12 protein-coding genes are annotated in these 14,999 nt (G+C 40.9%); 6 read left to right on the forward strand and 6 right to left on the reverse strand.

The window, feature by feature from the left end; all coding sequences use genetic code 11:
• Positions 1 to 124 precede the first annotated feature (124 nt).
• The 4 genes from V7L29_RS31305 to V7L29_RS31320 all read right to left on the reverse strand — a co-directional run bounded on the left by V7L29_RS31305 (position 125) and on the right by V7L29_RS31320 (position 6,142).
• Entirely contained in the window at positions 125 to 1,804 is a 1,680-nt protein-coding gene (locus V7L29_RS31305) for an alpha/beta hydrolase (protein WP_334737934.1), read from the reverse strand.
• A 305-nt stretch (positions 1,805 to 2,109) separates the two neighbouring features.
• Complete coding sequence (locus V7L29_RS31310) at positions 2,110 to 2,664, reverse strand: hypothetical protein (protein ID WP_334687994.1); 555 nt, start codon at positions 2,662 to 2,664, stop codon at positions 2,110 to 2,112.
• 76 nt (positions 2,665 to 2,740) lie between these two features.
• Positions 2,741 to 4,090, reverse strand: a complete 1,350-nt coding sequence (locus V7L29_RS31315; protein WP_334737935.1) for a cytochrome P450 — start codon at positions 4,088 to 4,090, stop codon at positions 2,741 to 2,743.
• A gap of 159 nt (positions 4,091 to 4,249) precedes the next feature.
• The gene (locus V7L29_RS31320; protein WP_334687992.1) at positions 4,250 to 6,142 is read right to left on the reverse strand and encodes a lipoxygenase family protein; all 1,893 of its coding nucleotides are present in this window, start codon (positions 6,140 to 6,142) and stop codon (positions 4,250 to 4,252) included.
• Positions 6,143 to 6,925: 783 nt separating this feature from the next.
• Between V7L29_RS31320 and V7L29_RS31325 the strand changes: the two genes are divergently transcribed.
• The 6 genes from V7L29_RS31325 (at position 6,926) to V7L29_RS31350 (ending at position 12,229) form a co-directional block, all read left to right on the forward strand.
• Positions 6,926 to 7,168: a hypothetical protein gene (locus V7L29_RS31325; protein ID WP_334687991.1), complete on the forward strand. Its 243-nt coding sequence runs from the start codon at positions 6,926 to 6,928 to the stop codon at positions 7,166 to 7,168.
• A gap of 142 nt (positions 7,169 to 7,310) precedes the next feature.
• Entirely contained in the window at positions 7,311 to 7,673 is a 363-nt protein-coding gene (locus V7L29_RS31330) for a tetratricopeptide repeat protein (protein WP_334737936.1), read from the forward strand.
• Between the two features lie 293 nt (positions 7,674 to 7,966).
• On the forward strand, positions 7,967 to 8,110 hold the full coding sequence (locus V7L29_RS31335; RefSeq protein ID WP_334687989.1) for a DnaJ domain-containing protein: 144 nt from the start codon (positions 7,967 to 7,969) through the stop codon (positions 8,108 to 8,110).
• A gap of 631 nt (positions 8,111 to 8,741) precedes the next feature.
• Positions 8,742 to 10,193, forward strand: a complete 1,452-nt coding sequence (locus tag V7L29_RS31340) for a glycoside hydrolase 100 family protein (protein WP_334687988.1) — start codon at positions 8,742 to 8,744, stop codon at positions 10,191 to 10,193.
• A 101-nt stretch (positions 10,194 to 10,294) separates the two neighbouring features.
• Positions 10,295 to 11,749 carry a 16S rRNA (cytosine(967)-C(5))-methyltransferase gene (locus V7L29_RS31345; protein WP_334687987.1) on the forward strand — a complete coding sequence of 485 codons (1,455 nt, stop codon included), beginning with the start codon at positions 10,295 to 10,297 and terminating at the stop codon, positions 11,747 to 11,749.
• 57 nt (positions 11,750 to 11,806) lie between these two features.
• Positions 11,807 to 12,229, forward strand: a complete 423-nt coding sequence (locus V7L29_RS31350; RefSeq protein WP_334687986.1) for a tellurite resistance TerB family protein — start codon at positions 11,807 to 11,809, stop codon at positions 12,227 to 12,229.
• 427 nt (positions 12,230 to 12,656) lie between these two features.
• Here V7L29_RS31350 and psb35 read toward each other — a convergent pair whose 3' ends face one another.
• Positions 12,657 to 12,887: a photosystem II assembly protein Psb35 gene (gene psb35 / locus V7L29_RS31355; protein ID WP_334687985.1), complete on the reverse strand. Its 231-nt coding sequence runs from the start codon at positions 12,885 to 12,887 to the stop codon at positions 12,657 to 12,659.
• Between the two features lie 292 nt (positions 12,888 to 13,179).
• The coding region (locus V7L29_RS31360; protein WP_334737937.1) for a transglycosylase domain-containing protein at positions 13,180 to 14,999 on the reverse strand (1,820 nt) is incomplete at its 5' end.

Consider the following 14,999-nt stretch of genomic DNA (forward strand, 5'->3'; position numbering starts at 1 on the left):
AAGTTTAGAAGCTTCCACGCTTACAGAGCTTAATTGAATACAATTTTAGTAAATTCTCAGAATCCCAGTTTATCTCAGAAACTAGGATTGTTATTGCTCACGAATTATTTAGGAATGCTTAAGTCTAATCTTGAGTCTTTTGTTGATAAATTTGCGGTGCAAGAATGACTTGAATTTGCTTTTCTTGGCATTTTTGAGAAAAAGCACGAATTTGAGCTTCTTCGTCTCCCTCAATTGACAAAGATTTCAAAAACCCCTGAAATCCTAAAAAAGCTAATTCGTAGATAGCTTTTTGACTAAAGCCACCATCAAAATAGCCAGTATGGGTATCAACACCTTGAGGATCTCTATTGTTAATAGATTTCCGAATAAATGCCACAGTTAGTAAAATATAATTTACAAAATTTATCGCTGGCTTCTGTATGGCAGAACTAACAATTCCTATCTGCTCACTCCGATCATCTTTATAATCTGTACAGTCAAAATATGTAAATAAATCTGCGGGTTGTACCTCATTCTCAGAAATTTCAGTTATCTCATTAAGTCTTCTATGTTCGCTATTAGAAGAACGAATTTCTAAATATTTATAGGGGTTATCGAGTGTGCAATCTTTCTCGGAGTCTTGTTTGTGTAAATTAACAACTCCATATCTGGGTGTGTGACCAACTGTATCATTTTTATTGTTGAAATGCTTAACTGTTATATTACCAAGTCTGTAGCCACTAATCCGAGTTCGCGCTGGGAAGCTAAAGTAATTTGCAGCAGTGGAGGTAAATCGTAACGCTAAATCTCCCTCATTACAAAAAATATAAGATTCTTCACATCGACGTAAAGAAGAACGAAGAAAATTAGCTCGTCCTGGCAAAATAGTTTCTACAGGAATATCAGGTGCAACTAGCACAAGTCTGCCTAAGCAAAATACATTACCAATATCTGAATCTGGTTTTTTATTAATAGATTTAACGTCAAAAACATCAGAAAGAATACGAATTACATCTGTAACGACAAAGCAACCCATACTATGACTGATAAATGATAATTTAATACGTTTACTGGGGGGTAATTTTACATTAAAATCAAGCTGTCTAATCAATTCAACTAAATCTGTTACTCCATAATTGTTCGCTCTATAAGTATCACGAAAATAAGTAGAGATTCTGAGAACAATTAATGTAAAAATAATTGAAGATACAATCCCAGATAAAATTAATAACACTGTGAAAAAGTGAACAGCACTATTACTCAAAATATTTAGGAATAACAAAACTATAGCAGACCATATACTAATTGTTAGTCCCAGAACTAAGTTGATAGCTAGTAAAATTGGCAGAGAATACAGTGCGTTGATTAATTTTTGTCCAAAGGAACCAGACTCATCTGTTTTTATAGGATTTTCAGCAGGCCATCTATATCCTATAAAAATATACTTATTTGGTTGCTGAATATGTGTATTAACATATTCATAAATCTTTTTGCAGCCTTTCTCTGTATCAGATGGTGTAGAACTATATCCATGAATATTTATAATAATTTCTGGTTCTGGGCTTGATTGCAAACTTTTAGCAATTTTTTCAATCATCTCTCCGGCTGAAGGTTCAGCTTGTCCCTCATTGATATTAAAAAAGTTTTGATTAACAACTTTTGATGAAGAGTTGTTAGAATTACTTTCTTCTGTCTCAACATTGAGTTTGGCAGTACTAACTACTAAATAACCAGCTATTTTTTCCTGGTTATTTTTATTAAATTCGTAAATTTGATACGGTTGATTGTCTGGTAAATTCTTGTTATCAGGAGAATTGATCATGTCTATTTTCCTTTAGAACTTAGGTTAAGTATATCGTGCTCACTATCCTTTAAACTTGTATAACGGTGAGGGGTGGAAGGAGTGCGATCGCCCAACACCGCAGTGTCTGCTTGCAATTGCTTTTTATTTGTGTCGGGGAAGCTTACTACTGAAAACAGCTTTAGTTTAAAAAAAGCTGAACAAATACGATTTGTAATTTTGGCTATTAGACAATAAGCAGATTGAGATATCGCTACTATAATTAGTATTTCACTTTTTTACCTGATAAAATGGCTGTTACTGATATTATTAAAGGCATTATCTTTTTAGTTTGTTGCAATCACTAAACACTCATTTGGAACCTTGGGAAGCATATCGTCAAAAGCAGGAGTATAACCACCATTTTCATCAACAACCTTACGGAGAGTATACTCACCAGCCCGAGAAAGTCCACCGAACCAAACGTTCTTTCTGTGCCAAATATCTCCATTGAGATAATTTTTGTCTTGGGACATTGTAAAACTTACAATCGATGTTGAAATTGGTATTCCCAGCAAAATAGGTATGATTTGGGCTTCCTGCAAAGTTTCATCTTTAAACTGAATTTTGTAAGTTACCTCAAACCATTGAACTAAACGTAGTAATATCCAGCCAGCAATCGAGTTATGAAAAGTCCACTGTAACGGTGCAAAGACTGGTAATACCAAAGCTCTGTTCTGTGTATCCCATTCTAAATTGTACATAGTGATGCAAGTATCTGGCAGTGGATTGCCATCCAGAAAAAACACACCCTTGAGGACAGATGGTAAGTTTGTTTGTTTGATTGGAATCATCCAGGTTGCAATATTATTGAGTTGCTTTTTTTCGATTAATTCAGCCATACTAATTTGTAATTCGTAACTAAGACAAACTTAAAAAGCCATAACAATTACCAACTCATAAATCAGCGCTTACTACTCACAGTCGTTGAGCAAAACCTTGTAGCACTAAATTATTAGGAGTAACGGCAGTCACTTTTTCAAAATCCCACTTGACTTCTGTAATTGAGTTCCATTGATAATTCTTGAACAGATGTAAACAGAAAATCTTGATAAAGCCAATTGATAAAGATCTACCAGGACAGGCTCGCTCATGCCCTTCGCCATTCCAAGATAAAATATCTGAAAAATTCCGTGTTACGTCAAAATCATCCGGATTTTGGTATCTCTTGGCATCCCGATTAGCTGTAAAAATAGAGCCAAGCAAGCGAGTACCTTTTTGGAATGGACATTTTTGTTCTCCAATCTCAACTTCACCTGCTTCAGTGGTGAGTTGGCTAACAAATCGCACAGGTGGATAGAGACGAGCTGTTTCCAAAATCACTTGATTGAGAAGTATTGACTGTTCTAGAGCGTCTGGGTCTAAACTTTCCTTGCCATTCCAAACTGCATTGATTTCTGACACTACATCATTTCTGAGGGCATTATCCAGGCATAGAACACCAATAACAGATCCCAAAAGCGCACTCGTACCGGCAGTACCGGCAATATGAATCATATCAAAAAGGCTATTAGCGATTTGGTGTTCGTTCAACTGATACTGAGCGCCTGTTTCAAAATAAGATGCCCATTTGGCAGATTGTTTGTATCGCTTGGTTAAATACTGACGATGCCGAATATTTGGTGCTGTTAATATTCCCAGCAAATACTTGCTAATAAAATTTGGCAAGGATGCGAGAACTAAACCTTTAATGTAACTACTCGATGCTGTGATTTCTTCCTCAGATAAAGATATCTGAAAAACCAGTTGGTGCAAAATCGATAGCATAATCTTTGGCAAATCGTTGCCGATGTGTAATTTGCCCTGGCTAGCAGCTTCTAATAGGCTTTGCTCAACTAGATACCCTAAAAAGTCTATCTGTTGAGACGGTTCTGGTAAGGCTTGTAAGAACACAGCACGCAGTCCTGTGTGTTCGTTACCGTTCGTTCCCAAGCTCAGAGGATTATCGAGCAGGTAGCTAGGAGCTAATATTCTAATGATGCCTAAATCATTTCCCCGCAGTTGTGGTTGGGTTTGCATTAGTTCTCTTACCTGGGAGTGAGAAGAATGCATAATTGCTTGGTCTACCGCAAAATACTTGTCTCCAATATTGTCCTTACGGATGTAGAGAAAGTCCCGCCAGGCGTTGAGTATAATTAAGGCATCCGTGTAATAAAAAACTAAGCGTAGAAGCTTGCCGATCGCAGTGTCATAACCTACTTTGGCTAGTATAGGTGCAAGCCAAAGCTGGCGATCGTGACCTTTGAGAACTTTATCTTTAAGTGTCATAATATTTACTTTGAGTCATTGGTCATTGGTCATGGGCCAAACAGGGTATTGTTATTCTTCCCCTGCTTCACGGCAGTTGCTACAACGCGGGGAACCCGCGCAACGCACTGCCTCCCCTGCTCCTCTGCCCCCACTCCCTAATTTCCCTCAGTCCCCAATTTAAATATTGATGCTCTGAGGAATTTTAGAAGGAAGCAGATACTCATAGGTTGGACGGTGCAAATTACGTTCCTTGATGCTATCTTCTACCTGCTGAAGATTACTCTGGAATTTTTGTAACAATGGTTTTACTTTCTGGTCTGTAAAGTATCCTTGCTGATACTCGCCCAGCTTGTTATAGTATACAGACCCCAGCAAGCTAAGTAGGTTGTATTGCCGTTGCGCCTGATCTAGGGGGGGGAGTAAATTAAGGTAGTCTTGCTCAGTAACTTCTCTTTTGAGAATTGAGGCTGGTAAATAACCTGCCATTGGTATGGCTGCGGCATAGCTCGTCAAATCTTTTTGCGGAAAGTTAACCGCAGCATGTTGAGCGCTAGCAGTAAAAATAATCAGCGTAGTGGCATCAATTAGATAATTGAGCGTTTTGATGCCACCATCTTCGCCAAAATCGGGGATGCGACCACCATCGTAAGCTGAGATTTCGGCTGCCCACGCTTGCAGGGCTGTGTCTTTCTGAATATCTTCATCCGTGGTGTAGTAAAGGTTTAGATAGTCCCAAACCCATTGTAAAATTGCGTTCCAGACTAATAGTGCATCATCCCGGTAAGGATAAACAGGCAATAGGTTGGGATCATCCACACCGCGCTGTTGGAATTGTTTAGGTAAGATGGCACTATTGAAACCATAGCTTTGCAACCCTCGCACTGCGAAAATGCGAGAGTTATCGATTGATGCTGAGAGTAATCTATCGACACCACCGCCAGGAGCAATGAGAATCCGTTGGGCGGCATCGTTAATTGCTAAGGTGCTGTCAAAATGCGGGTGCAGCAGAATTCTTAGGGGATGGGTGAGTGGCAGTTGTCGAGAGGTGGCGATCGCAAAAACACCAACTAACAAGTGAGTTCTTGCTAGGTGAGTAATAGGTTCGTGGAAGTTGGCATCTGCTATTTGGACAACTGTTTTGGCAAATAGCCAAGCGTATTTACCGGAATTAGGGGTAATAATCGGATAATCTGATCCTGGAGTTTGACCGCATTGAATGGCTATCGGACGCAATTGACGGGTGGGGTCTGAGCCTTTGGGTAAGGCAAACAGTGCTAGGGGAGCATAGACATATTTTTGCTCATGTGGGAATGTACCATTGATCGCACCATCTAAAATTTTATAGTCAGCTAAGTAGAGCCTTCCTTCAAGTCCTGCTGCTGCTAATGAATCTTCAGTTCCCATCACTGCTTGGTAATGTTCCTCTGTGACTGGGAAGCGATCGCCTGGAGTAGTTACTCGCTCAATCATAACGGGATTGTAGCCAGCTACTCGCATGTAGGCAAATACTTCATCTTCCTGGTAAATTTTAGCGATCGCTGGTACACCAATTATCGGAAACAAATTTTCGTAGTCATTGAGACTGGTTGCATGTCCTGTAGGCTGTCCTTCATATAGAAGGGTAATTACCCGATTTAGAGCATCTCTGAGGATCACAAGTCCGTTTTCTTTAAGAATAGAAAAGAAAAGATCGTCGAGTTCTTTAACATCCTTAGATATTCCTTTGAGCAAAAATTGAGGGATAATTTGCAGAATTCTCACCAGAATGCTAATTTGGGCTGGTAATGCTCCCTTAAACAAGGCTTCTAAAATAAACCTTTCGACATCATCACGAATCGATTTAGAACCCTGATTGCCTCTGTTGACAATCAAGGTATTGATAAAAATAATTCGTAACTGCTGGGCTAATAAAAAATACCAGTTAGTGGTAAACTCTTCCGCTAGAGAAAGCTTATCCACCATAGCAATAGATGGAATATGGGTGTAGTTATATTGATACTCTTGCCTAGCTATATCTAAGGTATGAGTGCTTGAGGAACTGATTGAATTATCTGGTGATGAAGCAGTCATTGACCCTACTCACGTGTAGTACGGGGAATTTTAACAGTTTAGGATAAACAGGTTTGAGTTAGCTAAACGTATTATCACAATCAAGTTAGGACTTACGCATCATACATATGTACTATACAAAATTTGGGCTTTTAAGCCATAGCTAACATTCAACACATTAAATATGCTACCAAATCAGCGTTGTAAGCAGCACCTGAAACGGACATATTGTAACCCAATGGTGTATCGGCCATACATGGTTCTCAAGGTGCAACTGAAATCATTCACTTGACTTTAGATTCCCCTTCCTCACGCACGATTATCATTTTTATTAAGAATGTTTTCAGTATTTTAACTGATTGACAAAAGGCGTTTTATCTTATATTTCACAGATGGACGTAATGGTAAATGGCTCCTTATTTGCTTGGGCGTGGCTGGAATTATTTCAAGGCGTTAATTATTTTCGGAAAACCCTAGGTCTTGCCGTATTCATTGGTATTATTGCATCAAAAATTCAGTACTAAAATAAAAGTAATAAATAATACTGAACACAATACGTATTAGCGAACACCGCTTTTTTATCTCAAGTCCAAAATATGACTAAAGTCATACTGTAAATGATGACTTTATTCCACTGTGTCTTCTTATTTAGTATTTTAAACTCAGAATAATAGAGCAAATCAACTAAGTCGTGTAACAAGCAAAACTTACTATAATCTTAAAGATTAGGTAAGAATATATGTTCACAAATTATTGATAAATGCTGTAGAAAAATCAAGCAAATTAATTGATAGAGATTTGAACATGAAACGTATTCTCTTAGGTACATTACTTGCTCTCCCATTTGCAATTTCCTCCTTACCGTCACAGGTATCAGCAGCAGAAATTATTGTCAGACCGAACGTCCATAAAGTTACTGTTGTGCATAGACCTGTTGTTACCCGATTTCAACGGAAGTTAATTCCTGCACATTGGGAAACAGTACGACGTGGTAACAGGTGGGTTAAAGTTCGAGTTCCTGCTCGTTATGTAAATGTAAGAGTTTAATATCTTTACATAGAGACTACCAACTCAAGTAGGGTTGTTAGTCTCTATTAGGTAAAACTTGTCTGGAAAATAATATTTAGGAAGTAAATGAAAGTATTTTGTTTGAATATCAATTAATAATTGGAAATTATTATGAACATTTATGCGTATTTTTAGTCATTTAATTTTAGCCAGACTAATCTGTTTATTAATAGCAACTGTTTTCCCAGCCACCGCCAAGTCTTCCATTTCTCCAACTCAATCCTCAGTCACCCTACTCAAACAAGCAAAACAACTTTACGATGCCGGAAAGTTGGTAGAAGCTGCACAAATTTGTGAACAAACAGCCCAAATATTTCAGCAAATTAAACAGCAGCACTATCAAGTATTAAGTTACAACTATTTAGCTATTGTTTATCAAGATTTAGGCAAGTGGGAAGTAGCGCGATCGCTAATCACCCAAGCACAGAATATCCTAAAAACAGTCGATGATTCATTCCTTTACGCCCAAATCCTCAACACCTAAGGAAGTTTACAATTTAACACAGGTCAACCAGAAATAGCTTTAGAAACTTGGCAACAAGCAGCTCCCAGAAAAGACACACACTCAAACTGAAAGTACCAAGTTAGGCAACGTTCCGTCTCCACACTGGGGAACGACTACAAAGTCTTTCTGGGTGTAATCCCATTGTTTTCAGTCCTGATGGCAAAACGCTCTTAAGTGGCGGTAATGGTGGAAGTATCAAGATTTGGAGTCAAATCCAAAGCTTTGATAAATTTACTCTCGATTCTGTATTATCTAGGGAATGGTGGGAAGTCTTGGGTGTAAATCAGAGCTATCATCCCCAAGATGTCAAACTCGCCTACCTTCGATTAGCAAGACAGTATCATCCTGATGTCAACAGTTCTGCGTTCGCAAAAGCCTCAATGCAAGCAATTAATCAAGCTTATAAAGAATTTTAGGAGCAGTTAAATGCTCATAAATATACTAACTTTGATAAATAAGTTACCAACTAAATTAAATTGATAGCACAACGTCTGATGACAAGCTACTCTCAATAGTGTAAAATATATAACTCTTCAGAAGTATTGACATCTTAAATTCTTCAAGCATTTATCTTGCATATTCTGAGAAAACGTTATAAATTATTAGGTTATAGGGGAATAATCTGACTTATTAGTGTCAACAACTAATCTTGCTTAAGTAAATATACTGTAACCAGTTTTCACTTCACGCAAACCTTAAACAGCACTAAGATTTGTTTTTGTTTGGTAAAGCAAAGATTCCGGGCATGAAAGGGAGCAATAAATAATCTAAAAATATATCTTGTATGACTTTTTTTAGAAATCATGCTACTACTTGCGGTGAATAACAACAGCTATAATTCACCAAAAGATTAATTTATTATAAGCAAATTGACTAACAATAAAGTTGCATAAATGTCAGTATATTTATTCGTTGTTAGTTGATTAATTTTTTACCAAATTATATTTGCTATTCAAAGAATCGTTTTTGTTATGCTGAGAATAGCAAAAATAATAAAGAAAGACGCATCTACCACAAATTCACAATTAAAATGGAGTTATTCTGGCGATGCACCTAAACGAATTGGAAACTACTGAAAATTTAAAAGAAGTAGAACAAGCATGGCAAACACTAGAAAAATCAATTCTCTACTATCAAGGACGCCCCGTTGGCACGGTAGCCGCTTATGATGTATCTGTAGCGACGCTCAATTATGATCAGTGCTTTGTTCGGGATTTTGTCTCTTCAGGTCTAATTTTTCTGATCAAAGGTAGAACAGATATTGTTCGTAATTTCTTAGAAGAAACCTTAAAGTTACAGCCTAAAGAAAAGGCATTAGATGCCTATAAACCGGGACGAGGATTAATACCAGCTAGCTTTAAAGTTGTATCAGAAAATGGACAAGAATATTTAGAAGCAGACTTTGGTGAACATGCGATCGCTAGAGTTACACCTGTAGATTCTTGCCTATGGTGGATTATTTTATTACGTGCTTATGTAGTCGCCACAGAAGATTTTTCTTTAGCTTATCAACCTGAATTCCAAAATGGTATCAGGTTAATCATGGAAATCTGCTTGGCGAATCGTTTTGATATGTACCCAACGCTGTTGGTTCCAGATGGTGCTTGTATGATTGACCGTCGTATGGGCATTTATGGGCATCCTCTAGAACTACAAGTTCTTTTTTACACGGCATTGCGTGCATCTCGTGAGTTGTTAATTTGTCAAGGGAATTCTGATATTGTTGCAGCGATTGATAACCGTTTGCCTCTTTTATGTGCTCATATTCGCCAGCATTATTGGATAGATATTAATCGCTTGAATGCAATTTATCGCTTCAAAAGTGAAGAATATGGCAAGGGTGCTGTTAATCTGTTCAATATATATGTAGATTCTGTTCCCTATTATGAATTAGATAAGTGGCTACCAAAAAAAGGTGGTTATCTAGCAGGTAATGTCGGACCGTCGCAGCTAGATACTCGCTTTTTTTCACTCGGAAACTTAATGGCAATCATTTCAGACTTAGCCACCGAAGAACAGTCCCAAGCGATTATGACTCTCATTGAGGAACGATGGGAAGACTTGGTGGGAGATATGCCCATGAAAATTTGTTTCCCAGCTTTGGAACATGAAGAATACAGAATTGTAACTGGATGTGACCCTAAAAATATACCTTGGTCGTATCATAATGCTGGTAGTTGGCCAGTCTTAATGTGGATGTTGGCAGCGGCGGCGGTGAAAACTAACAAAACAAGTCTTGCACAAAAGGCTATTGAAACTGCCCAAGGACGCCTCAGTACAGATGAATGGCCAGAGTATTACGACGGAAAGAAAGGGCGACTGATTGGAAAACAAGCTAGGAAATATCAAACTTGGACGATTACTGGGTTTTTATTAGCAAAAGAACTGATGGCAAACCCCACTCATTTACCATTAATCAGCTTTGGGAAATTACCAGCAGAACAGGTTTCTAGAGCATGTGAGCTTGAAATCGCTACTGTAGACCGATATATGACTTGATAGAGAAGTTAGGAGTACAGACGCGATTAATCGCGTTTGTACAGGAGTTAGGAGTTGGGAGTTAAAATACAAAAGCCTCCTGACTCCTGAATCATGTTTCCATGACAAACCCCCGTCAACTAGCTTTTATCGCCCTGCGAGATGTTCACAAGGGGGCTTATGCTGATGTTGCCCTAGACAGAGTGCTGCAAAAAGTTAATTTGGCTGATAGCGATCGCCGCTTAGTGACAGAATTAGTTTATGGGAGCGTCAGAAGGCAGCGCACTCTTGATACTCTCATTGATCAACTCGCTCAAAAAAAATCTTACCAACAACCAAAAGACCTCCGCACCATCCTACATCTAGGTTTATACCAACTGCGTTATCAAGAGCGTATTCCCGCCTCAGCTGCTGTTAATACCACCGTCCAACTCGCTAAAGAAAACGGTTTTTCTGGACTCACGGGTTTTGTTAACGGTCTATTACGCCAGTATCTTAGAAAAGCAGGGGAGCAGGGGGGCAAGGGGGCAGAGGAGAAAGATTCTTTGTTGCTTTGCCAGTCCCCAGCCTCCAGTCCCCAGTCCCTAGTCCCCAATCCCCAGTCCCCAGTCCCCCATTTTGATCCGTTACAACTTCCAGAAAACCCAGTAGGACGCTTGGGGATTTTACACAGCTTTCCTGACTGGATTATTCAAGTCTGGTTAGAACAATTGGATTTAGCCCAGACAGAACAATTGTGTGAATGGATGAACCAATCACCAACAATCGACTTGCGTATCAACCCACTTCGCACTTCAATTGAGGAAGTTGAGGCGGCTTTGCAATCCGCTGGTGTTTTGGTGAGGCGTGTTCGTCATTTGCCCCAAGCGTTACGATTGATTGGTAGTGCTGGGTCAATTCAAAAACTACCCGGTTTCAGAGAAGGTTGGTGGACTGTACAAGATAGTAGTGCCCAATTGGTAAGTCATTTACTCGACCCCCAACCAGGTGAGATGGTAATTGATGCGTGTGCTGCACCAGGGGGTAAAACAACCCACATCGCTGAGTTAATGGCAGATAAAGGGAAAATTTGGGCTGGCGATCGCACTCCTTCTCGTCTTCATAAACTCCAAGAAAATTCTCAACGGCTAAATTTACAATCTATTCAAATTTACACTGGCGACAGCCGCCACTTCAACCAATTTCAAAACACCGCAGACCGTGTATTACTTGATGCTCCATGTTCTGGGTTAGGAACCATGCACCGTCATGCTGATGCTCGTTGGCGACAGACACCAGAATCTGTCCGAGAACTTTCGGTGCTGCAAAAAGAATTATTAACACATACATCTACTTTTGTCAAATCTGGTGGTGTACTAGTTTATGCCACCTGTACATTGCATCCAGCAGAAAACGAACAAGTAATTTCGGCATTTTTAGCTGAGTCACCTGATTGGGAAATTGAGTCTCCCAATGGCGTTGAGTTGCCTTATTCTGCCCATAGCACCCCTCAAGGTTGGTTTAAAGTCTGGCCCCATCGACAGGACATGGATGGCTTTTTTATGGTGCGCTTAAGAAAAACCAATGATTCCGAGTGAATACTGTTTGGGATTGTACTATTCGGTGGAGGCCTGAATCTACCAGAGGAGGCAGCAATGGTTACCAATTCCAATGTGAAAAACTTAGTTAAAATCCTGATTGGAGCAGCCTGGATCGATGGCAGAATCCAGCCAGAAGAACGGCAATATCTGCGCGAAATAGCTCAAGCAAAAGGTTTGGCTAACGATCCAGAAATTAAGCCTTGGCTGTACGAATTAGTTCCTGTACAACCAAAAGAATGCTATGACTGGGTGCAGGAGTATTTAGGCGATCGCCCCAGCCTTGAAGATTGTGAAAATCTGATTGAAGCCATCAGTGGCTTAATTTATAGCGATGGTGAAGTTGCGGTCGAAGAAGCCAGACTCTTGACCCAATTGCAAGAGATAGCGAAGCCGAATGAGTCAACTCAATCGGCTCATACTGCGCTTCTCAAACAAATTCAAAAGCTTTACCGCCGTTGGGTTGAAGTGCAAAACTAATAGGGAGTTATGAGTTATGAGTTATGAGTTGCCAAGATGCGAAGAATCGCGTCTTTAGACGATTTATAAGTTTGGCAATTAAACTCAGCCAGAAGTCGCAGCGGTGGCTTGGGCAATAGCGCAACGTAAAATATGCGGCATGGCTTCTCTACGAAACGCTACGCGTAGCTTGCTTCCCCGCAGGGGTACGCTTAGAGCGAGTCAGTAAGCGTCTGGCTTGGCCAACGCCTGCCGTAGGATGCCCGAAGGGCTGTAGGCGAACTAAACTTCTCTCAAGGGGAAACGCCAAGGGCGAATAGTGACTGATCACTCAGCACTCATCACTCAGCGAGAAGTTCGAGCGGCGGTTTGGGCCGTTGGCGCAGCCCGCCGCAAGCATCAAATCTTCTCCCAAAGGGAGACGCCAAGGGCGAACGGTAATTCATCACTACTTTGACTTCGGTTCACCCAGACCCGGAGTTTCTTCTTTATCAATCTTAGGCACAATATCAGGACGCTCTTTGCTTTCCCAACCTGCGGGGCGTTTCGAGTTGTACCAAGCTATTGAACCAATAGTTACAGCAGCAATAAAACCAACGACATACACCAAGGTGAAAGCAAAAGGAAATTGACCACCACCTGTTGCAATTGAATCTGCTGCCTGCATCAATATATGCATGAGTATATTCTCCAAATGTTAAGTAACACTACTTGACACACTATAAAATGAGCGTATCACTTAACATCCCCCCATAGTTTAGTTTGAGCAACTTAATATTGTACAGGAAAGAGCAGGAGGGCTGGGGGGAGATGTAGCTTTAGCTTCCCGCAGGGTGGAAGACAAGGAAAATAACCATGCTTCATGACGCCAGTCGCTCATGGGGAGCCAGTCTGTTGCCGGGGTTCCCCCCGTTGTAGGAACTGGCGTGGAAACCCCTTGTTATGCGCGTTGGCTCCCCAATGCCCACTCCTCATTGCTGAGGAGGTCTAAGTCTATCCCGCCAGCTAGGCTGTGATGATGAAGAACCTGAAGAATCAGAACTATTTGGGGGAGACAAAGATCGCCGAGTTCTTCGAGGCGGGGGAGAAGAAGGAGAATCAGATTCTACTCTTCTAGAGCGCTGCCGTGGACGAGATGATTCCTCAGAAGAGTTACTAGAACTTGAATCTTCGCTGCGATCGCGCCTTCTCCTTCTTGGGGTATAGTTACTAGATTGCTGTTCTTCTTGAGAATAGCTTCTCCTGCTTCTACGTCTTTTAGATGAACCACTATCCTCAGAATTAGAATTTTTAGAATTTTCCCTAGAACTTTCTTGTTCTGAGTCATCATCAGAATCAAGAGAACGATTCAGCACTTGTTTGGGCTTGATGGTCTGGGCTTTGATGGTGCCTTTGCGACCTTCTAACTTGGGTCGTTTAGGAAACTTTTCTACAGGCATCCCCTCTACCGCTTTTTCCATAAATTCGTGCCAGGTATAAGCGGCGCTACCACTGCTGCCGTCTGTGGGGTGGTTGTCATCGTTACCTAGCCAAACGCCTGTCACCATCTGGGGAATGTAGCCAATAAACCACAAATCGCGGGCTTCGTCAGAGGTGCCGGTCTTACCAGCAACTGGTCTATTATCTAATTGGGCAGCTCCACCAGTCCCCGCTTCCACGACGTTGCGTAGCATCCAAGTCATGATAGCGGCACTGTCAGCGTCAAGGACTTGTTTAGACTTGAAATTAGCTGACCAGATCACTTTGCCTTGGCGGTTAAGGATGCGGCTAATACCATGAGGCTCTGTATGCAATCCTTGAGTAGCAAAACTACCATAAGCGCTAGTCAACTCTAGCAGATTGACTTCATTTGAGCCGAGGGCTAAGGAATAGGTGGGCTTGAGTTCAGATTTTATTCCCATATCATGGGCAAGTTTAATCGTTGGCATAAATCCCACATCAATCAACACCTTCACCGCAATAATATTGATAGAGCGGGTGAGGGCATCTAGCATGTTCATTGAGCCGTGGAAGTTTTCACCATAGTTTTTTGGTTCATACCCATCTACTACAAGGGGTGCATCCTCATAGGTATCATAGGGGCTTTTACCGCTAGCGATCGCAGTGGCATATACAAACCCTTTAAATGTCGAGCCGGGCTGCCGTTGTGCTTGAGTAACCCGATTAAACTGGTTTTTTCCAAAGTCTTTTCCCCCAACCATTGCTTTAATTTCACCGCTACGGGGGTCAATGGCTACCATTGCTCCTTGCTTAAAGTTTTCCCAGCGTCCTTGATTTCGCAGTGTTTTGGCAACCGCCTCTTCTCCCACCTTCTGCCAAGTCGGATTCAGCGTAGTTTCTACTACTAGACCCCCACTTGCTAGCACCTTAGGAGAAACGTACTTCGGCAATTCTTTTTGAATGTAGCTGGTAAAGTAGGGTGATTCTACTTGCAGTCGCTTGGGTAAACTGCTTTTGAGGGTTAGTGGCTCCTGAACGGCTGCCTGTCTTTGCTCTGGTGTAATTACTTTATCTTCTTGCATCCGCTGCAATACCAGATTCCGCCGCTGTTTTGCCGCTTCTGGATTTTTGTCTGGGGCGTATAAGCTAGGAGCAGGAGCTAATCCAGCAATCGTTGCCATTTGGGCTAGGGAAAGTTGATCTGGCGATTTACTAAAGTATACCCAGGCTGCATCTGCCACACCATAAGCTCCACCTCCCAAATAAACCAGATTCAAGTAACGCTCTAAAATCTGATCTTTGGTTAATTCGTTCTCCATTTTTTGTGCTAGGCGAACTTCCTTGAGTTTGC

The sequence above is a fragment of the Nostoc sp. genome (assembly GCF_036916575.1).
Taxonomy (GTDB): domain Bacteria; phylum Cyanobacteriota; class Cyanobacteriia; order Cyanobacteriales; family Nostocaceae; genus Nostoc.

Bases quoted from the DNA above. Each gene is read 5' to 3' on its own strand.
- V7L29_RS31320 (WP_334687992.1), bottom strand. From the start codon at position 6,142: ATGACTGCTTCATCACCAGATAATTCAATCAGTTCCTCAAGCACTCAT.
- V7L29_RS31310 (WP_334687994.1), bottom strand. From the start codon at position 2,664: ATGGCTGAATTAATCGAAAAAAAGCAACTCAATAATATTGCAACCTGG.
- psb35 (WP_334687985.1), bottom strand. From the start codon at position 12,887: ATGCATATATTGATGCAGGCAGCAGATTCAATTGCAACAGGTGGTGGT.
- V7L29_RS31330 (WP_334737936.1), top strand. From the start codon at position 7,311: ATGCGTATTTTTAGTCATTTAATTTTAGCCAGACTAATCTGTTTATTA.
- V7L29_RS31345 (WP_334687987.1), top strand. From the start codon at position 10,295: ATGACAAACCCCCGTCAACTAGCTTTTATCGCCCTGCGAGATGTTCAC.
- V7L29_RS31315 (WP_334737935.1), bottom strand. From the start codon at position 4,090: ATGACACTTAAAGATAAAGTTCTCAAAGGTCACGATCGCCAGCTTTGG.
- V7L29_RS31350 (WP_334687986.1), top strand. From the start codon at position 11,807: ATGGTTACCAATTCCAATGTGAAAAACTTAGTTAAAATCCTGATTGGA.
- V7L29_RS31340 (WP_334687988.1), top strand. From the start codon at position 8,742: ATGCACCTAAACGAATTGGAAACTACTGAAAATTTAAAAGAAGTAGAA.
- V7L29_RS31305 (WP_334737934.1), bottom strand. From the start codon at position 1,804: ATGATCAATTCTCCTGATAACAAGAATTTACCAGACAATCAACCGTAT.
- V7L29_RS31325 (WP_334687991.1), top strand. From the start codon at position 6,926: ATGAAACGTATTCTCTTAGGTACATTACTTGCTCTCCCATTTGCAATT.